This window comes from Nonomuraea sp. NPDC049750, from assembly GCF_040659625.1.
Classification (GTDB): Bacteria; Actinomycetota; Actinomycetes; order Streptosporangiales; family Streptosporangiaceae; genus Nonomuraea.
In genome coordinates, this window is the sequence record NZ_JBFANB010000015.1 from 243,799 (window position 1) to 261,823 (window position 18,025).

Here is an 18,025-nt window from a genome sequence, read left to right on the forward strand (position 1 = left end):
CACGTGAACGGCAACGCCAAGCAGTCCCCTGCGCACTGTCCTACAAGCGGCTGTGGGCTTCGCCGTGGCTCTCCGGCCATCGTCGGGTATCCCCGAGGCGCTGCCGTGGGTCGCTGGCGGGTTCGTCCGCGTCATGGCGCTCTCGAGCGTGCAGGCGCTGCTGCCGTCGTGGCTGCGCACCACGCCGCCGCTTCGGTAGCCACGGACGGAGCGCCGCACTCGGCCCCCATCACTTCCTGCGGGAGGTGGCGGGGGCCATTGTCATGTCACCGCGACCGTTGTGGCCGCCAGGATGATGCTCACGCTGAGTGCCAAAACGATCAGCCAGTTCGGGGCACGCTTCTCGTCGAGGATGTACCCGCACAGAAAGATGATGATCGCGACCTGTACCAGCAGGGCGGCGATGAGCAGCGGAACGACCGGCCCGTCAGCCATTCCGCCGCCGTCAACGGCGGGCACCGCTCCGACGATCGCCCCGGTAAAGGTAAGGGTGGCCACGATACCCACAATGACGGTGAACGCCCCACGGCGGCTGGTGATGTCTTGTGGCTCCACGGATCTCCCTTTGCGGTCAGGTTGAAGGCCAGTGTTGGATCGGGGTGGGCCGCAGGTCTTCGAGCACGACCAGCAGCTGTTTGGCGAGCGTGTACTCCAAGCGGCCGAAGGAGTCGAGAGAGATGACGACATTGCGCTCCAGCTCGACCGGCCGATCCCGTGACAGCTGCAGAACATCGCCGATGACGCCGTACGGCTCGGCGCTGCCCACGCTGTAGACGGCCGCACCACGGCGCAGGCGCGGGCAGCCGGCGATCGCCTCCGGGATGCAGCGGGCGCACGTGGGCGGTGCGTTGGTGTAGCCCGCCCCGGCGGACGTGTCGCCGGGATCGTCGGCCAGCACCCACGAGATCCGGCTGTCCACGGAATCGGCCGCCGCCTCGCCGCACACCTGGCAGAGCAGACGGAGCATGCACCGGCGCTGCCGGATCGTGTTGACGACCTTCCACGCAGGACGGCCTCGTCGGTGTAGTCCCTGCCGCGCCCAGAGCACGCCGTACATCCAGTCCTGCGGGACGGCGTCGGCGTAGCTGAGCCGCACCCCGTCCGTCGCCTCAGGGTCCGCGGTGAACGCGAGAGGATGCGGTGCAAGCTCTTCGCTGTAGGCGGTGATGTACGGCACCCGGACGGCGGTCGTGGTCATGCCGCCTCCAACGCGTCCATGTGCCACATGGCCTCGTTCACCAATCCGGCGGCCAGCCACGGCAGGGTCAGCCCGCACTTGCTGCATGTCGAGATGGTGACGCCGTCGGCGACCCTGACATTGAACGGGCCGCACGACGGACAGCCGGACTCCTGTGGCTCTGGCGGCGGATTCGGCGGATCTTTTGGCACCGCTCTCCCTATGGTCGAGGGCCGGGGCCCCGTGCGGTGGATACGGGCCCCGGCCAGCCCCTGCCGGTCCGGAACGGGCGAGGACGCATCCGGCAACGACCCACAGGGACCAGGCGGCGTGCCGGAAGCCTTGATGGTGGCCCCGCGCCGTCCCTCCGGCCACAGCCATCTGGGCTGCGGGCCAACGAGTCGCGGGGCCACCCACCCGGCGCACCGTGACGGGGGCGACACGGTGCGCCGGGGAGATCATTTGCCGAAGTCGTTATGGGCTCGACCGTTGTGGACGAGAGACGACTGCCAAGCCAGCGTCGCGGCGAGCGCAATCGCATCCGGCTGTCGTATGTACCGCACAACCCCGGCCTTCACCATGTCGAGGGTGATGATCCGGCGCAGTTCAGCTGTCCACCGCACTTTGCCGGTCGAGTCGCGGTCATAGCCGATGTCCCAGCCGGGATAGGTGTTGCACAGCACCGACAGCTGGCGAGCCGTCCAGTCCAGTACGGGCGCCTCCTGCGTCACCACCAGGCTTATGTCCGGGTCAACGACTTCAAGGGTTGTGTACGGCTCGGCGTTCCTCATCGGCTAGAAGTCACTTCCTCGAATGGCCTTTTCCTGTTGCTTGCCGCATGCGTGAGTTTCTGCTTCTTCGCGGCGTCAGCATTCGGTGATGCCATAGTGGTGACAGGCAACTGGGCGTCGCCAGAGTGTCGGCGTGGCGCAGGTCAACGCGCCACGGAATCCGAGGACACAGTGGGCGTACCATCGCAGTCAGACGCATCCGTGTGGCCCCTCTTTGGGGCCCTCCTGCGCCTAGAACGCGAACGCACCGGTATGGGTTTGCGCGCGGTCGCGGCGGCCATCCCAGTGGACTACTCCCAGCTGGGAAAATGGGAACGAGGTGTCCATCGGCCACCCATTGACGCCATCCAGAAGATCGACACCACACTCAACACAAACGGGCGATTGGCGAATCTCTATGCCGTAATGTCGGAACTAGTCGAATTGCGGGCATGCAACGTCAAACCAAACCTCTCGATCAGTAGCGGGGAAATGGACGAGATACGCAGACAGCTCCTCAGCGGGCTCGCGGCGCTCGGCGCAGCCGGGCCCGCGGCCAACATCCTCGGCGCCCTCGACAACCTCCGTACTTTCGTCGACGATCGCCTCGGCTCCTCGCAGCTCAGCGAGTGGGAAGAGCTCGCCTGGGAATACGCCCTCATCGTGCGAGAACGCGTCGACATCATCACTGACCTGTCCCAAGACCTCCTTGCCCTGCAGCGCCTGACGCTTGGCGCCCCCTCGCACGAGGTGCGGGCTTGGGAGGTCGTCAACGCCCGCATGGCCATGCTCCTGGCGTTCGCGCTCGGCAACGTCGGTAACGAGCGCGAGTCGCGCCAATGGTGGGCGAGCGCCCGTCGAGCGGCGGCCCGCGTTGATGAGCCCGAACTGCTGGGCGCGATCAACGCCATCGAGGCGGTCCAGGCGCTGTACGAACAACGCCCCCTGCCGCTGGTGAGCACCAGGATTGATGCCGCTCTGCACGCGGTACAGGATCGGCCATGCCGAGCCGCCGCCAGCGCGTACGGCGCCCGCGCCCACGTGCTCGCGCTGCTCGGCGACCGCGTCGGCGCGGAGACCGCACTCGCGCAGCAGGCGCGCGTCTTCGAGCAGTTGCCCGCCGACGTGACGCAGGATCGGACCTCGGTGTACGGCTGGCCAGTGGAGCGGATGCAGCACACCAGATCCCTCGTGTACACGCTCCTCGGCCACCAGGCTGCCCCGGCGGCGCAGGAGGAAGCCCTGGCCGCATATCCGGGCGTATCTGGATCTGCCGCGCATGCTCGGCAGATGGCACAGATACGACTCCATCAGGCGATCACCGTGATCCGCCGCGGCGCCATCTCGGACGGCATCGAGCAGGCTCAGGACGTGCTCACCGCGCTCCCTCCCGGTCGCACACGCTACTTGCGGCACCTCGCCGGGACGGTTCTGGAGGCGGTGCCTGCCGTCGAGCGGACGAGGCCGCCAGCGATGGAATACCGCGCCTACCTGCAGTTGCCGCCGAGTGAGAGGGCGTGAGTGGTGGGATTCGCGTTCCGGCACATGGTCGGGGAGAAGGCCGAGGCCGTCCTGGGCGAGCCATACGTGAGTATCTACCTGGCGATCCGGGCAGAACCGCCATACAACTCGGGACCGAACTACTCGCCCGAGCGCTTCCGTGAACGCACGGGCAAGCAGGTAAAGCTGCCCGGCTTCGAACTGGTGGCCGCCGAGCTTGACGGCGAACCGGTCGGGTTCGCGTTCGGGTTCACCATGGCGGCTGGCCGCTGGTGGGGCGGCGAGGCCACGCCACCTCCCCAGGGCGCTCTAGATGCGCCGAAGCTCGCCGTGGTCGAGCTGGATCTCCTGCCAGAGCACCGTGGGCTCGGTGTCGGCAAGCAGCTGCTGGTGGAGCTCCTCGACACCCGCGATGAGTCATGCGCGACACTGCTGTCCCGGCCGGACACGCCAGCGCACGCGATGTACCAGCGGTGGGGGTGGCAGATCGTCGGCACCGTCCGGTCCGCACCGGATGCGGTCGTCACCGACGCGATGGTGATCGACCTCTCGCGGCGATCAGCAGGGCTGTGAATGGGTCCATCGGGGAGCCTCTCCCGAGTTAAGGTCCGGAGTTACGGGGTTACATTCTTAATCCGGCTAGTTGATCTGCTGCACATCGAACGCAAGTCCATGGTGATCCACTCGCAGGTCATCAACTGCTCCGCGTCCGAGGTCGCGGCAATGATCGACGGGGCAATGCACCATGACACCGCGATGGACGTCGAGGCCAATCACATCGACACCCACGGCGGGCCATCCGCCGGTGGACCACCGTGGCGCTCTACCCTGACGAACTCGGCCGGCTGCGCGAAGCCCTGGCCCTCAACGTGGTGGACACAGACGACGATGAGGACGGCTTGGAGCCGCCGCGCTGATCGGCAGTGGCAGTACCGAACGGTCACTGATCGCGGACGCGGTCGACGACCATGCTGGTGCTGTCGGTTATGGTGGCGGCATGGGTTGCTTCGCCGCTATGAACATCCGCGCCGCCGCTTAGCGGCGGTATCGCGGTTGCGGTAAACCGCGGCCTCATCGCCTGCCCGCTGGGGTCGGTGCCAGGGCGTACCGCCGGATCAGTGTCCCGCCGGCAGCCCAATCGCGTGTCTCGCCGCGCTGCCGGATCGTCCTGCGTGATCCGGGGAGCAAATCCATGTCCCAGCAGTTCCATCCGACGCACCAAGATCCTTTCCCTCGCACGTGCAAGGCGTCCGTCGCCGACAAGCCGGCCGCGGCCACCGCGAACGCGAAGCCGAACCATGAGGTGCGGCCCGAACCCGCCAAGCTTCTCCTGATGGTCGGGCTCCCCGGCGCCGGAAAGACCACCCGCGCCGAAGAACTCGCCGCGGCGCACCGCGCGCTGCGACTGACCCCGGACGAGTGGATGATCTCCCTGTTCGACGGGTCGCAGCCCGACGGCAAGCGCGACATGCTGGAGGGACGGCTCATCGCACTAGCCCTGCGAGCGCTGCGACTGGGCACCAACGTCGTGCTCGACTTCGGGCTCTGGAGCCGCGACGAACGGTCGGCACTGCGCTGGCTGGCATCATCAGCCGGGGCATCCTGCCAAGTCATCTACCTGCCTATCGACAAGGACGTCCAACGCGCCCGGATCGCACATCGCCAAGCAACCGCACCGCACACGACATTTCCGATGAGCGAGGCGGACATCGACAAATGGCGGAAGCAGTTCCAGGCACCAGATGCCGGCGAACTCGGCGGCGGCGACATCCCCGGCCCGCCACCGGGGTGGCTGGGCTGGCCGGAGTGGGCCGCGGACCGATGGCCCTCGCTCGCACACGGCAACGCCTCCTAGCCGCGGAAACGACATTGGCCGGCGGCCGAGTGACCGAGTGACGGATCCGGGATCGCCGTCACCTAGCAGGGGTGGACGCGCGACCTCTGGGCCACCAGTTGAGCGGTCCGGCCAGGCGCATGAGGCTCGGCACCAGTACCGCTCTGATCACGGTCGCGTCCACCAGCACGGCCACCGCCATGCCGACGCCCAGCATCTGCACGAACATCACCTGCGCGGTGGCGTACGCGGCGAAGGTGAGTGCCAGAATGCCGCCGGCCGCGGTGATCAGCGGAGCGCCCCGCTGCAGGCCGGCGGCCACCGCCTGCTCGGTGTCGCCGGTCCTGTCGTACTCCTCGTTGATCCGCGACAGCAGGAACACCTCGTAGTCCATCGACAGGCCGTAGGCCACACAGAGCATGAGGATGGGGATGCTGGGGTCGAGCGTGCCCGTCGGGGTGAAACCGAGGAGACCCGACAGGTTGCCGTCCTGGAAGATCCAGACGATGGCGCCGAACATGACGCCGAGGCTGAGGACGTTCAGCAGGGTCGCCTTGATCGGGATGATCAGGCTGCGCGTCATGAGGAACAGGACCACGAATGTCACGCCCAGCATGAGCGCGAGCACCAGCGGCAGCCGGTCCACCACCGAGGCCCGGTAGTCGGACAGCTCGGCGGGATAGCCGCCGACCAGCACCTCGAAGGGCGGCGGCACCGCGCGTACGGCCTGGACGAGCCGCACGGGGTCGTCGGCCAGGGCCGCGGCCGACGGGACCACCGACAGCCACGTGCCCTCGCCCTGGAACCTGGACGGGTCTCCGTCGCCCACCTGCCGCCCGCCGGCGAACGACCCGGCGGCGGAGTCCACCTGGGCTACGCCGGGCAGCCGGGACAGGCTCGTCGCGTACGCTGTGACGTCCGCCGTCACCGCCTCGCGCGAGACCAGCTGGATGGCGTCGGTCTCCTCGGCGGGGAACGACTGACGCACGACCTCCTGCGTCTGCCGGGAGGACGCCTCCAGGGGCAGGATGCGGTCGTCGGCCACGCCGAAGCGCAGGCCCAGGAAGGGCGAGGCCAGCACCAGCAGCAGTACGGTCGCCAGGCCGCCGAACACCAGCGGCCGGCGCATCACGCGGGTGGCCAGCCCGTGCCAGAACCCCGTCGCCCGCTCCGGCCGCTCCCGTCTGGGTAGCATCGTGCCGCCGATGGAGGCGAGTACGGCGGGCAGCACCAGCACGGCCGCGACCAGGCCGCCGATGACGACGGCGATGCCCGAGTACGCGAAGGAGCGCAGGAAGTCGAACGGCAACGCGAACAGCACGGCCAGCGACGTGGCCACAGTCAGGCCGCTGAACAGCACGGTCCGGCCGGCGTGCTCGACCGCCCCCGCGACTGCCGCCGCCCGGTCCTTGCCGCCCCGCGTCTCCTCGCGGAAGCGGTGGATCACGAAGAGACAGTAGTCGATGCCGAGGCCGAGCCCCATGGCCAGCGTGAGATTCAGGGCGAACGTCGAAATTTCGGTAAACGTCAGGACGCCACGGAGCAGCGCGAGCCCGATCATCATCGCGAACAGGCCGGCCAGGATCGGCACCAGGGCCGCCATCGCGCGCCGCTGGTAGAGCCAGAGCAGCACGAACGCCAGCGGGAAGATGACCAGCTCGGCCCGGACGAAGTCCTGCCTGGCCAGCGGCACGGTCTCACGGAAGACCTCCTCCCCTCCCCCGGCCCGCACCCCCAGCAGGTCCGTGCCTCGGGTGATCTCGGGGACGAGCCTGGGCAGCACCTGTGTCCGCACATGGTCGGCGTCCCCCGGGATGCGGACCACGATGAGCGCGTGCCTGCCATCCTCGCTGCGCATCGTGGCGGGTCTGCCGCGGGTCCAGTACGAGTCCGCCTCGGCGACGTCGGCCTCGTCCCCGATCCGGGCGGTCAGCTCCCTGCCCGCGGCCTCGACCGCCTGATCGTCCACCGTCCCGCTCTTGGCGGTCACCAGGAAGATCATGTCGGGGTTGCCGGTGTCGAACCGCTCGACCAGCTCGGCCTGCGCCCGGTCGGACTCCGAGCCCGGGGCCTCGAACCTGGCCAGCGACAGCCGGGGCACCGCGCCCGCGGCGAGCACTCCGGCCGCGATCAGGCCGAGCAGGGCCAGCGTCAGGACGAGCCGGCGGCGGCGTACCAGAAAGTAGCCGAGCCTGCGCAGCGGCGGCTCCGCGGTGGCCGCGTGGACGGGGCGGAGCCGCGTGCCGACCGTCATCGCGTGAGTCCCAGGGCGGTTCGCATGGGGTCTCCGATCAAAACTCGGTAAACTACTCGTGTTTGCTGTCTCGAACCAGAAATACAAGTAAATGCTCGTATTTGTCAACGAGGTGCCGCATGGCTGAACGCACGGTCCGCCGACAGGCGAGGGGTCTGAAGCGCATGGCGGAGATCCTCGACGCCGCCGAACTGGTGATCGCCGAGGTCGGATACCCGGACATGACGACGAACCAGGTCGCCGCGCGGGCGGGGATGTCACCGGGCTCGCTCTATCAGTTCTTCCGCAACAAGGAGGAGATCCTGGACGGGCTGGTGTCCCGCTACACCGACGACCGCCAGGAGTTCTGGGCCGTCAAGCTGGCCGAGGTCACCCCGGACGTCCCGCTGGAGGTGCTGGTAGGGCAGCTCGTGGACGAGAGCGTGCGGTTCAAGAGCCACTCACCGGCGTACTGGTCGCTGCTCTACGGCTCGGCCACGGGCGACAGGTTCGCCGCGGCCTCGCAACGGCTGCACGAGGACATCGCCGGGCAGATCGCGGGCATGCTGCGCCGCCTGCGGCCGGGACTGTCCGAGCACCGGGCCCTGCTCATGGGCACGATGGTGTTGTCGATGGTGAAGGCGGTGATGCCTATGATCACCACCGAGTCGCCCGAGCGCAGCGCCGAGCTCGTGGACGAGCTCAAGCACATGCTCGTGAGCTACCTGAGCTAAGGGCCGTTTCCTGAGTTCTGTGACTACTCGACGGATCCTCAACAAATCCTCAACACCTGTAAACCTACATTTCCGGACATGAGATCCGTAGGAAAGATCGCCACACTGGCCGTGGCGACCGCGCTCACCTCCGGCGTGCTGGTCTCCTCAGCGCACGCCACCAGCGCCACCGAAGGCGCCACCAAGGCCTCGACCGCTCTGTGGCCCTGCGTCGTCCAGGCGAAGTGGGCGGTCAAGGTGCACAAGCGCAAGAGCCTCAGCTCCAGCTACCGGGTGGCCAAGAAGGGCACCAAGTTCCACGGCTACTGCTGGGACAACAAGCCCACCTGGAAGTGGACCGAAGTCTGGAACCTGGGCGGCGGGGGACACGGGTACGTCTGGCACACCGGGCTCAAGATGGTCCGCTAGGCCGAATCGCGCAGAGCAGCCCGCGACTGCCCGCCGGACGGGCCTGATCAGGCGTACTCGACTTATTGCCCAGAAGTGGAAGAAGCAGATGATCAATAGCTCTGAATCAGGCAGTCGCATGGCCACCTCACACGCCTTGGAAGATCACCTGGCGGAATGGTCGCTGCGGACCGGGATCACCGTGGAGATATGGGCTCTGCCGGAACAACCCCTTCCCGCCCTCATCACCGAGATCGTCCATGGCACGATCCGTGACATTCTGCAGGAAGTGGAACGGCAGGCACGGGCCCGTACCGTCTCCATCGCCCTCACCGTGGCTCCCGGGGGGCTGCGCTTGACCGTCAGCGATCACGGCCTCGGCACGTCGGCCAAGGCGTATGAGGCCAGCCTGAGCGGCAGACGGGTCAAGCTCGCGGGAATAGGCGGCCGCCTCACCGTCAATGGCGTACCAGGAAATGGCACCACGGTGAGCGCCACAGTACCCCGAAGGGCCTTCGGCTAGTTTTGCGCCGGCGCGTCCGTCGCAATCCAAGGTCGTGGAAACAGCAAGGCTCTACTAGCTAGGGGCACATCGTGAATGGTTCGATGCCAGGCAGGTGGCGGGACCATTCACTGGCGGTGAGCGTACGACCGGCGCGCACGCACAGGGTCGCGGCCACGTGCCGCTCGTCCACGTCGAACACACGGATCGTGCCGTCGGGGGCGGCGGTGTGGAGTTTCGTGCCGTCCGCGGAGAATGCCACCCACCCGCCATCGGCGCCGTCCGCCGCCTGCTTGCCGTCGAAGACGACGCCCAGCGGTCGCCGGCTCGGCACGTCCCAGAGACGTACACGCAAGCCCTTCTCGTACGTCGCGATCGTGCGCCCATCAGGCGACCAGGCCAGCATGGTGACCTCGCTGCCCGGCACCGCGGGGAACTCGGCGATTCTGGTCCTGACGTCGCCGTCCCACAGAGTGAGCCGGCCGGGCCCGGAGAAGGCCACCTGCCGGCCGTCCGGGCTGAAGGCGAAGGCGCCGGCGAGCTGCCCGGTGCCCTGTTCGGGAGGCCGGGTGGCGCCCTTCTCCGGATCGATGAGCTGGAGCGGGTTTCCGGTAACCAGCAGCCGTCCGTCGGGGCGGAAGGCGAGGTCTTTCGCGCCCGTCCCGGTCTCCGCTCGTCGAGATCCGCGTTCGAGGTCCCACAGTTCGACGCGACCGTGCTCCCCGTAACGCGACACGGCCAGCGTGCGTCCGTCCGGACTGAACGCCAGCGCTTGGGCGCCCTGCTCGACGCCGCCCCCCAGCTTGAGCCGGGCCGACACCTTAGACCCGGTCAGATCGACGATGTGGACCGTGTCGTCGGCGGCCAGGGCGAGCCGGCGGCCGTCGGGACTGAAGGCGGTCGCGCCGCCACCGCCCGACCGGCTGATCAGTTTCAGCAAAGCGCGGCCCGTCGCCGTGTCCCTGGCCTCTATCCGGTCCCCCCAGATCGCGGCCAGCACGCGCGTGGAAGGGGCCAGCCGTACGTTCCCGCTCTCGCTGCCGCCGCCGATCGGCCGGTCGAACAGCATCGAGACGTCCTCGGTGTGAACGGCGCCATGTTCGTCCAGATAGCGGACGGCCCGGTCGGCGAGGTCGAAGCGGAGCCCGCCGACGAAGGCGGGCAGGGCCTGGCTGTACACCGTGTCAAAGAAGCCGGGCATGGCCTGGCTGTATCCCGGGCCATAGGTGGAGCGCCGCTGAAAAGTCAGCTGCTCCCGGCCGCCCCAGTTCGCGATGAAAGCATCGCCGAAGACGAAACCGGCCTCCGGCCCCACCCCGCCCCCCGGGCCCGCCCCGCCCTCCTGGCCCATCACCCCCTCACCGGACGGCACCTCGAACATACGGATCCTGCTCGTCTCTCTCGAATTCACCAGCTCCGTGGTCATCATCATCTTGCCGTCATCGCTGAAGGTGGTCTGGTTAATGACGCCCTTGTCCCGCTCGGGCGCGATCGGCGTCCTCTTGCCCCGGCGCAGGTCCCACAACTCCGCGTTATAGCCCTTCACCACGTAGCCGAAGCGGCCGTCGCGGCTGATCGCGTTGAGCGCGGCTCCCGAGGGAGCGGTGAGCCGCTTACGCTTGGCGACGTCCCACCATTCGGGCAGGGCCTTCGCTCCCCAGGGGATGGCGAGGTAGCGCCCGGAGCCGTCGAAGCTCAATGTGCCGCCGCCCGATCGCCTGCCTTGACGGGCGATGGGGGCGCCAAGCGGTCTTCCGGTGCGCGTGTCCCACAGTCGTACCCCCTCCTGGTCGAGGAGGGCCAGGGTGCGCCCATCGGGGGCGAGCGCGGCTTGTAACACCTCCGCGCTCACCCCGGACAGCACGCCGATCCGCCGTTGGCCGGTGACATCCCAGATCCTGGCCGTCCCGCCGTCCACGGACACGAGCACGCGCCCGTCCTGGCTGAGGTTCTGCACGGTCGCGGCCGTGTAGTCGGGGTCGAGGAAGACGGAGGTCGCGGTCTGAGAGAGCGAGTCGTAGAGCGCGCCGCGGGTCTCGGGCAGCTCCGGACTCAACCGCCAGCCGGCCACGCTCAGCAGCTTCGCGACCTGAGGATCGCTCTGCCGCAGGTCGGCGGCTCGCAGCGCGAGCTCCCGCGCCAGCGCGTCGTCGCGCTGACGGCTCGACTCCCTGCGCAGGTACTCTGCGGTGCCGAGCCCGCCGAGCGCGACCACGAGCAGTACGGCCAGGGCCGCCGCGACCAGACGGCGTCTCCTCGCCCTCGTACGGGCCAGGCTCACCGCCTCGTCGAGGAACTCGCGTTCGCGCCGTCCCAGCGTGAGGTCCTTGTGCGCGGTGGCGGCCCACTGCAGCGTCCGGTCGAGTGCCGAGCCGTGCAGCAGGTCGACCGGTCTTCTGCCGTGCTCGTTCCACAGCGCGGCCGCCTCGGCGAGTCGCCGGTGGACGGGCAGCCCTTCGCGGTTGCCCGCCACCCAATCGCGCAGCCGGGGCCAGGCGTGCAGGAGCCCGGGGGCGGCCAGTTCGTACGCGGCACCGGACCGGGTGACCAGGCCCGCGGCGCCGAACACGGTGAGCATCGCGTCCACGGCCTGCGAGTCCGGCAGCTCGTCCCTGCCGACGGGCCGGAGTTCGTCACCGTCGATCATCCGCAGGAACACCTCGGGCGCGGTCACACGCTCGGCCTCGGTCAGCTCACCGTAGAGCTCCTCCGCGATCGCGCCCAGATCGGGCTCGGACCGTCCGGTCAGGGCACCAGCCTGCGTAAGGCCGCGTTCGAGCAGGTCATCGCCGCGGCCGAGCGGCGCCTCACCGCCATGGCCCAGCAGCCGCAGCAGCACCTTCCCAGCGGCCGGCCGCTCCGTGGGATCGCGGGCAAGCGCTGCGGCCACCAGCGCATCCAGGGGTTCAGGCAGGCCGTACACGTCCGGCTCGAACTCCATCACCCGCCCAATGACGGCGGCCGGATCCCCCTCCTCGATCACGTCCTTGCCCCGGGCCGCGAACAGCACCACCATCGCCCACGCCCACAGGTCGGCCGCCTCGCTCGCGCCCCGCCCCGAGAACACCTCCGGCGGCATGTATCCAGGCGTGCCCATGATCGGCCCGCTCGTCGTCGGCCCCACCTCACGGGCCACGCCGAAATCGATCAGCCGCGGTCCGTCCGGCCCCATGATGATGTTGTCCGGCTTGAGATCGCGATGCACGATCCCGCCCTGGTGGATGGCGGTCAGCGCGGTCGCCACCCCGATCGCCAGCCGGCGCAGCGCGTCCTTCTCGTACGGCCCCGACTCCGCCACCACCCGCCGCAGGCTCGGCCCTGGCACGAACTCGCTGACGATGTAAAGCGGCGCCGAATCGACCTGTGCCTCGATCACCTTGGCGGTGCAGAACGAGGCCACCTGCTGGGCCGCCGCCGCCTCCTTCGCGAGTCTGGTGCGCGATTCGGCGCTGTCGTACCTGGGGACCTTGATCGCGACCCGCTCTCCCGCCTCCCCGTAGCCCTCGTAGACGACGCCTTGGCCGCCCGCGCCCAGCCGGCCGGCCAGCCAGTAACGCCCCAAACGCCGCGGGTCGGATGGGGTGAGAGGAGCTATTGAGCGTGCCATTTCGGGAAACTCCGGATGGGCTGAAGGTCAAGGACATCAACCGGGTGCTGAACACCGGCGTGGAGCCCAAGCACGCTGGTGAGCGTACGCGGGGTCGGCCAGGGCGCGACAAGTCATGCGGCGAGCATGTCGAGCGGTCCGCCGACCAGCACCAGGGCGAACGCCACCCAGCGGAACAGATGCAACGGCCGGGTGCGATGCAGGAGCGCGCCGAGAAGCATCTCGAAAGCGCCCCTCACAGCCCACCACGCTGCCTTGGCGAGCAGCCAGCTCCAGCCGCCCTTCAAGAACCGTTGCCGATCGTCAGGCACGTGTTCCGCCAGGAACGCGGCGATCCGCAGAGAAATGTGATCATGCTGTCCGGCGCACAGATCTTCATGTGCGCCGGCGCACGGATTGTCGTCGTCTCCCGCGTGGACGCGGGGCAGCTCTGCGATGACGCTCTGATGGAACGCCTGGTACTCCTCAAGCGAGCAGCCCAGCGCGCGGGGGACGTAGCCCGGACTATCGCGCACAGGCAACACGTGGGCGGTAACGCCCCACTGATCAGTGGCTATTCCGTACGTGAAGTGGTTGCGGACATTCGTGTTGAGGCGGGCCACGCCGGCCTGAGACAGCCTGAGCCGGGCACGGTCGAGAGCGTCGGTAGCGCGAACCTTCAATTCGCCGCCCCGCCTCCGCAGCTTTTCGGGGTCGAGAAGGTCCAACACGATAGACAGCGCGGCGAAGTACAACATGACTTTCCCGACACGGCCCCACACCAGCATGGGCCACCCCCACACCACCATGCCCGTGGTCGAACGGCCGTCGAGCCACGTGGCGATGACGTCAACCAGTTCGTTCACGGGCTGCTCCTACGCGTGAGGTCACTTGGCGTGTGGATAGGCGACCATGGTGTTCGTGGAGTCTTCCCAGAACAGACCGTATCCGGAGTAGTCGCCGAAGGGAGCCACGACGTAGTTGCCGAGCTGGACCTGGCCTGTGGCGAGGTCGATGGTGACCCGCGGGTCGGCCTGGTCGGCAGTCGAGGCGCCGATGCCGAAGGCGACGCCGTCATCGGTCACAGCGGTCAGGTGGACCGGCTTGTCGCGGTCGGTCTCCTCGAAGCAGTGGCCGGTGCCTTTGTCCAAGTCGAAGACCGTGTGGCCGCGGATGAGATAGCGGCCGTCGGCAGACAGGGAGGCCCCCTTGGAGTCGTCGGCCGTCACGCCCTGATCCGGCGCGCAGTCGACCTTGGCGCGAGCCTTTCCCGTGGCGGGGTCCAGGACGGCCCACGTGTCGTTGGGCACGCCTTCATCGCGCCACTGCGCGACGAGGGAGTCCTTGACCGGGGCGATGAAGAGCTTGTGGTCGCTGTCGGTGGTGAGAGTTCCGCCTGACCAGGCTCCCGGCACCCAGTAGTGGCGGCGGGGCTGGGTGTTGGTAGCCAGCAACGGCCCGCGAGGGGTGACGGCTACGGCCTTGGTCGAGGCGAAACACAGCCTGCACTCGCTGGCTGGGGGTTTCATCTTCCTCAGGTCGTACGTCTTCGTCGCGCCGGTGGCCGGATCCACGGTCACCACCACGTCGTTGTCCAGTTGCACCAGCAGTCCGCCACCGCCGTTGACGACCGCACCCTCGCCGTCCAGTTCGAGATGGTGAGCCGGTTTGACGCCGTCTCCAGCGGCACGGGCCGGGAAGATGTCGATCGTCGTGACCTGCCGACCCTTGCTGACCACGTCCGCGCCCTGAAAGCCGGACGCGGAGGCGACCAGGTAGTCCATTCCCTGCACGGTGACCGAGAGCGCTGACATCAGGCCAGGGCCCTTCACCTCGCTCTTCCACAGACTTTGGCCGCTGGTCACATCGAGCACGGTGAAGGTGCCGTCGTTCTTGCCGCCCTGCCGGAAGACGGCGACCGCCCCGGAGTGCGGCAGGGTGAGCTGGTCCCCAGGCAGGTCCGACTCCCAGCCGCGGGAGGTGTCATAGAGGCTGGGCACCGACAGCTGTGTCTTCGGCGCGACACGCTCAGGGGAGGCGGACGATGACGGCGTCGGCGTGCCGGTCCGGGGACCGTGCGACTTTCCCGAGGCATCGCTTCCCGCACCTCCTCCGCAGGAGGTGAGAAGACCTGCGGCCACCACTGCCACGATTACGCGCCTGGGCCGATTCACGCGAATCCTCCTTGAAAACAGAACGTATCGGGCGCCAATAGATGGGCAGCCTTGAGGAAAAGGGTCGCCGCTGCTCTCGGCTTATCAGCCATTCGTCGGCCCCCTGTCCAATTTCGGCCCGCTTCGCACAAAGGGCTTTGACGCCGTCATCTCATCAAGTCGCCGTATCCAGCATGCCAACCGTCTTGGTGCCGAATCGCATGTTGCCTCCCTTTGTCCTGTTGACCAGCTGGCGATCCACATCGTGCGCCGGACGGTGTTGAGAACTTGTTGAGGATTCGTTGAGGGGACCGGCATGGGACGGGGCGCAGGCCGGCCCCGGGTCCAGCCGAGATACGGGTGGGTGGTCCGCCCTTGGCGTTGAGGAACAGGGCCCGGTTGTCGCTGGCGTGGGGCCAGTTGGGGCGTTCGGCCGGTGGAAGGTCACGTCCCGGAAGTCGCGGATACGGCCGGAAGCCGAAACCCTCAGTCTCCGCTGTCCCTGCCCCTCATCCACGCCTGACCTGCGGACGTGTGCGCCGCAGGTGGGGGACATCTCAGGGACGTGATGTCTATCGCTGTCCCTGATCCGCAGGACGCCGGCACCGGCCCGCAGTCCATTTTCAGAGTTCGATCTTAGGGGCAGGCGCGATCTGGCTACAGTGGCGACGGCCAGCAGCCAAATGCAGTTAAGGCTGGCCGAAAATCCAGAGGAGAACGGGAATGCGAAGAACCTGGCCACTGGCGCTGATGGCCCTCGCCACGGTTGTCATGGGCGGCGCGACGCCGGCGAGTGGCGACGCGGTCGATGCGACAACCGATTCGACGACGGCAACGGCAACGGCAGCGGTCTGCGGCAGCTCGTCGCTGAACGGCCCGACCACACCGCCCGCCGGCGCGGTCGTGGTCCCCAAGGGCGACAACAGCGGCGTGGACTTACGCAAGGCGAACACCACGTACTACTTCGAGACCGGCACGCACACGCTGGGCACCGACAAGTACTCCCAGATCATGCCCGGCAACGGCGCGACGTTCATCGGCGCGCCCGGCGCGGTACTGGACGGGCAGCGGCTGAATCTGTTCGCGTTCACTCAGCAGGCGACCGGCGTCACGATCCGGTACCTGACCATCACCGGGTTCGTCGCACCGAAGGATCAGGGTGTGGTCAACCACGACTCCGGCGACGGCTGGGTCGTCGAGCACAACACGATCCGCGACAACGCGGGCGCGGGGCTGATGGCCGGGGCCACGAACCAGATCCGTGGCAACTGCCTCAAAGACAACGGGCAGTACGGCCTGAACGCCTACAAGTCCGGCAACACCATCACCGGCCTGGTTGTGGCGGACAACGAGTTCACCGGCAACAACACCGAGGACTGGGAGCACCAGGAACCCGGGTGCGGATGTACCGGTGGCATGAAGTTCTGGGCGGTGAACGGCGCCGACGTGACCGGAAACTGGGTCCACGGCAACCACGGGCCGGGGGTCTGGGCGGACACCAACAACAACGACTTCCTCATCGAGGACAACCTCATCGAGCGCAACGAGTCGCTCGCGATCTTCTACGAGATCAGCTACAACGCCGTGATCCGGAACAACACCATCCGCGGCAACGCCTGGGCCTCCGGTGCCGAGCGGGCAGCGAAGGGCGACCCGTTCCCCGAAGCGGCGATCTACCTGTCCGAGGCGGATGGTGAGCCCCGCTTGAAGGCGCGGACCAGCAAGATCGAGATCACCGGCAACCGGCTCGAGAACAACTGGGGCGGGATCACCGCGTGGGCGAACGCCGACCGGTTCTGCAACAGCCCAGCCTCGACGACCGGCGACTGCACGCTGATCGTCGGGCCGACCAACACCTCACAGTGCTCGGCTCCCGCCATCGCCAGCGAGCCGCTCTACACCAACTGCCGTTGGTGGACGAAGAACGTCGACGTCCACCACAACACGTTCGCCTTCGACCCCAGCGCCGTCAACGGCGGCTGCCCGACGCAGTACTGCGGGCACATGGCCCTGCTGTCCAACTGGGGCACCTACCCAGACTGGTCCCCGTACAAGGGCGCCGTGATCCAGCAGTCGATCGTCCACGACTCGCACAACTCCTGGCACGACAACACCTACACAGGACCGTGGCAGTTCAGGGTCACCGACATGGGCAATCGCATCGTGCCCGGGCTGTGGGTCGGCCCCCAGTACGGCCAGGACGCCGGCAGCACGTTCGACGGCGGCACGCCCGCCCCGCCGGCGATCACCGAGCAGGACTTCGAGTCCGGCTCGACGACCTCGCCCTACGCCCCGTGGTACGGGGCCGGCGTGGCGCACCAGACCGGCGGCGCGCACGGTGGCACGGGCTCGCTGCAGATGACCAGCACTCAGTCGGGCGGCAGCGCGGTAGCGCTTGACAACTACCCCGGCTACAGCGGTGTGGTCGCCGGTACGAGCTACCACGTGTCGCTGTGGTATCGGGAGGCGGTGGCGACCATGCCCGCCGTCACGTGGAATGTACGCTGGCGCGACGAGTCCGGCACGGTGCTGCGTACCGACGCCATCTCCCTGGCCCAGAAGACCGCCTGGACCGAAGCGGCCGGCACGTTCACCCCGCCCGCGGGCACGACCCGCGTCGACTGGACCTTTGTCTGGAACGCGAGCACCGCCGGGCCCGCGTTCCAGATTGATGATGTGGCGATCCGTCCCGGGAATGCTTGAGCGAAAGACCCGGTGACGGCGCTTCGCCGACCTTCCTGACACGCTACGCGCGAAAGAGCGGCTGCGACGCGGAACCCCGTGTCGCAGCCGCTCTCATGAGATCATCACCTCCGCCGTTAGCGCTGCAGTGTCAGCACACCCGGCCGGTAGGGCAGGAGGCCGTAGTCGCCGCCCGAGCTGGGGGAACGTCCCTGGTAGAGCAGCTGCAGATTGCAGGGATCGACGGTCATGGTCTGATCGGGGTTGGTGCGGACCAGATCGCCGTGGCTGATGTCGTTGGTCCAGGTGGCGCCGCTGTTGGCCTTGCCGGCGAAGGGGTTGCCCTCGGTCGCGGCCTGCGGTGTCCACGTGCCGCCCAGGCTGGTGGCCGTGAACGAGCGGAAGTAGCGGCCCTGCGAGCCGATCGCCTCGACGAGCATGAGGTATCGGTTCTGGCCCTGGAGCTG

General features: G+C 68.1%; 17 protein-coding genes and 1 pseudogene. 9 read left to right on the forward strand and 9 right to left on the reverse strand.

Features of this window, described 5'->3' with window-relative positions:
* The first annotated feature begins 64 nt into the window (after positions 1–64).
* Positions 65–199, forward strand: a complete 135-nt coding sequence (locus AB0J16_RS34280) for a hypothetical protein (RefSeq protein WP_358547156.1) — start codon at positions 65–67, stop codon at positions 197–199.
* A 62-nt stretch (positions 200–261) separates the two neighbouring features.
* On the opposite strand, the gene AB0J16_RS34285 is transcribed toward AB0J16_RS34280, so the two are convergent.
* The 4 genes from AB0J16_RS34285 to AB0J16_RS34300 form a co-directional block, all read right to left on the reverse strand.
* Positions 262–555 carry a hypothetical protein gene (locus tag AB0J16_RS34285; RefSeq protein ID WP_358547158.1) on the reverse strand — a complete coding sequence of 98 codons (294 nt, stop codon included), beginning with the start codon at positions 553–555 and terminating at the stop codon, positions 262–264.
* Positions 556–571: 16 nt separating this feature from the next.
* Positions 572–1,198 (reverse strand): hypothetical protein, encoded by a 627-nt coding sequence (locus AB0J16_RS34290; RefSeq protein ID WP_358547159.1) that lies wholly within the window; start codon positions 1,196–1,198, stop codon positions 572–574.
* Positions 1,195–1,389 carry a hypothetical protein gene (locus AB0J16_RS34295; RefSeq protein WP_358547162.1) on the reverse strand — a complete coding sequence of 65 codons (195 nt, stop codon included), beginning with the start codon at positions 1,387–1,389 and terminating at the stop codon, positions 1,195–1,197. Before AB0J16_RS34295 ends, AB0J16_RS34290 begins: the two co-directional genes overlap by 4 nt.
* Positions 1,390–1,635: 246 nt before the next feature.
* Complete coding sequence (locus AB0J16_RS34300; RefSeq protein ID WP_358547165.1) at positions 1,636–1,968, reverse strand: hypothetical protein; 333 nt, start codon at positions 1,966–1,968, stop codon at positions 1,636–1,638.
* Between the two features lie 201 nt (positions 1,969–2,169).
* Between AB0J16_RS34300 and AB0J16_RS34305 the strand changes: the two genes are divergently transcribed.
* The 4 genes and pseudogenes from AB0J16_RS34305 (at position 2,170) to AB0J16_RS34320 (ending at position 5,302) form a co-directional block, all read left to right on the forward strand.
* Positions 2,170–3,468: a helix-turn-helix transcriptional regulator gene (locus AB0J16_RS34305; RefSeq protein ID WP_358547168.1), complete on the forward strand. Its 1,299-nt coding sequence runs from the start codon at positions 2,170–2,172 to the stop codon at positions 3,466–3,468.
* A 3-nt stretch (positions 3,469–3,471) separates the two neighbouring features.
* The gene (locus tag AB0J16_RS34310; RefSeq protein ID WP_358547171.1) at positions 3,472–4,020 is read left to right on the forward strand and encodes a GNAT family N-acetyltransferase; all 549 of its coding nucleotides are present in this window, start codon (positions 3,472–3,474) and stop codon (positions 4,018–4,020) included.
* A pseudogene (locus AB0J16_RS34315) lies at positions 4,021–4,227 on the forward strand (Tn3 family transposase); the annotation flags it as partial. It abuts the gene before it with no gap.
* A gap of 412 nt (positions 4,228–4,639) precedes the next feature.
* The gene (locus AB0J16_RS34320) at positions 4,640–5,302 is read left to right on the forward strand and encodes an ATP-binding protein (RefSeq protein WP_358547173.1); all 663 of its coding nucleotides are present in this window, start codon (positions 4,640–4,642) and stop codon (positions 5,300–5,302) included.
* A gap of 58 nt (positions 5,303–5,360) precedes the next feature.
* On the opposite strand, the gene AB0J16_RS34325 is transcribed toward AB0J16_RS34320, so the two are convergent.
* A complete protein-coding gene (locus tag AB0J16_RS34325; RefSeq protein WP_358547175.1) occupies positions 5,361–7,535 on the reverse strand; it encodes an MMPL family transporter in 2,175 nt (724 codons plus the stop codon).
* A 119-nt stretch (positions 7,536–7,654) separates the two neighbouring features.
* On the opposite strand from AB0J16_RS34325, the gene AB0J16_RS34330 reads away from it, so the two are divergent.
* The 3 genes from AB0J16_RS34330 to AB0J16_RS34340 all read left to right on the forward strand — a co-directional run bounded on the left by AB0J16_RS34330 (position 7,655) and on the right by AB0J16_RS34340 (position 9,158).
* Positions 7,655–8,248 (forward strand): TetR/AcrR family transcriptional regulator, encoded by a 594-nt coding sequence (locus tag AB0J16_RS34330; protein WP_358547177.1) that lies wholly within the window; start codon positions 7,655–7,657, stop codon positions 8,246–8,248.
* A 78-nt stretch (positions 8,249–8,326) separates the two neighbouring features.
* Entirely contained in the window at positions 8,327–8,656 is a 330-nt protein-coding gene (locus AB0J16_RS34335; protein WP_358547179.1) for a hypothetical protein, read from the forward strand.
* Between the two features lie 118 nt (positions 8,657–8,774).
* Complete coding sequence (locus AB0J16_RS34340) at positions 8,775–9,158, forward strand: hypothetical protein (RefSeq protein ID WP_358547181.1); 384 nt, start codon at positions 8,775–8,777, stop codon at positions 9,156–9,158.
* 58 nt (positions 9,159–9,216) lie between these two features.
* Here the strand turns inward: AB0J16_RS34340 and AB0J16_RS34345 are convergent, their stop codons facing one another.
* The 3 genes from AB0J16_RS34345 to AB0J16_RS34355 form a co-directional block, all read right to left on the reverse strand.
* Positions 9,217–12,699: a serine/threonine-protein kinase gene (locus tag AB0J16_RS34345; RefSeq protein ID WP_358547183.1), complete on the reverse strand. Its 3,483-nt coding sequence runs from the start codon at positions 12,697–12,699 to the stop codon at positions 9,217–9,219.
* A gap of 158 nt (positions 12,700–12,857) precedes the next feature.
* Positions 12,858–13,589 (reverse strand): hypothetical protein, encoded by a 732-nt coding sequence (locus AB0J16_RS34350; RefSeq protein ID WP_358547186.1) that lies wholly within the window; start codon positions 13,587–13,589, stop codon positions 12,858–12,860.
* A 21-nt stretch (positions 13,590–13,610) separates the two neighbouring features.
* Entirely contained in the window at positions 13,611–14,723 is a 1,113-nt protein-coding gene (locus AB0J16_RS34355; RefSeq protein WP_358547188.1) for a hypothetical protein, read from the reverse strand.
* Between the two features lie 876 nt (positions 14,724–15,599).
* Between AB0J16_RS34355 and AB0J16_RS34360 the strand changes: the two genes are divergently transcribed.
* Positions 15,600–17,579 carry a right-handed parallel beta-helix repeat-containing protein gene (locus AB0J16_RS34360; RefSeq protein ID WP_358547191.1) on the forward strand — a complete coding sequence of 660 codons (1,980 nt, stop codon included), beginning with the start codon at positions 15,600–15,602 and terminating at the stop codon, positions 17,577–17,579.
* Between the two features lie 116 nt (positions 17,580–17,695).
* Here AB0J16_RS34360 and AB0J16_RS34365 read toward each other — a convergent pair.
* On the reverse strand, positions 17,696–18,025 hold a 330-nt coding region (locus AB0J16_RS34365; protein ID WP_358547192.1), incomplete at its 5' end, for a non-reducing end alpha-L-arabinofuranosidase family hydrolase.

Bases quoted from the DNA above. Each gene is read 5' to 3' on its own strand.
- AB0J16_RS34290 (WP_358547159.1), bottom strand. From the start codon at position 1,198: ATGACCACGACCGCCGTCCGGGTGCCGTACATCACCGCCTACAGCGAA.
- AB0J16_RS34300 (WP_358547165.1), bottom strand. From the start codon at position 1,968: ATGAGGAACGCCGAGCCGTACACAACCCTTGAAGTCGTTGACCCGGAC.
- AB0J16_RS34320 (WP_358547173.1), top strand. From the start codon at position 4,640: ATGTCCCAGCAGTTCCATCCGACGCACCAAGATCCTTTCCCTCGCACG.
- AB0J16_RS34325 (WP_358547175.1), bottom strand. From the start codon at position 7,535: ATGACGGTCGGCACGCGGCTCCGCCCCGTCCACGCGGCCACCGCGGAG.
- AB0J16_RS34330 (WP_358547177.1), top strand. From the start codon at position 7,655: ATGGCTGAACGCACGGTCCGCCGACAGGCGAGGGGTCTGAAGCGCATG.
- AB0J16_RS34335 (WP_358547179.1), top strand. From the start codon at position 8,327: ATGAGATCCGTAGGAAAGATCGCCACACTGGCCGTGGCGACCGCGCTC.
- AB0J16_RS34340 (WP_358547181.1), top strand. From the start codon at position 8,775: ATGGCCACCTCACACGCCTTGGAAGATCACCTGGCGGAATGGTCGCTG.
- AB0J16_RS34360 (WP_358547191.1), top strand. From the start codon at position 15,600: ATGCGAAGAACCTGGCCACTGGCGCTGATGGCCCTCGCCACGGTTGTC.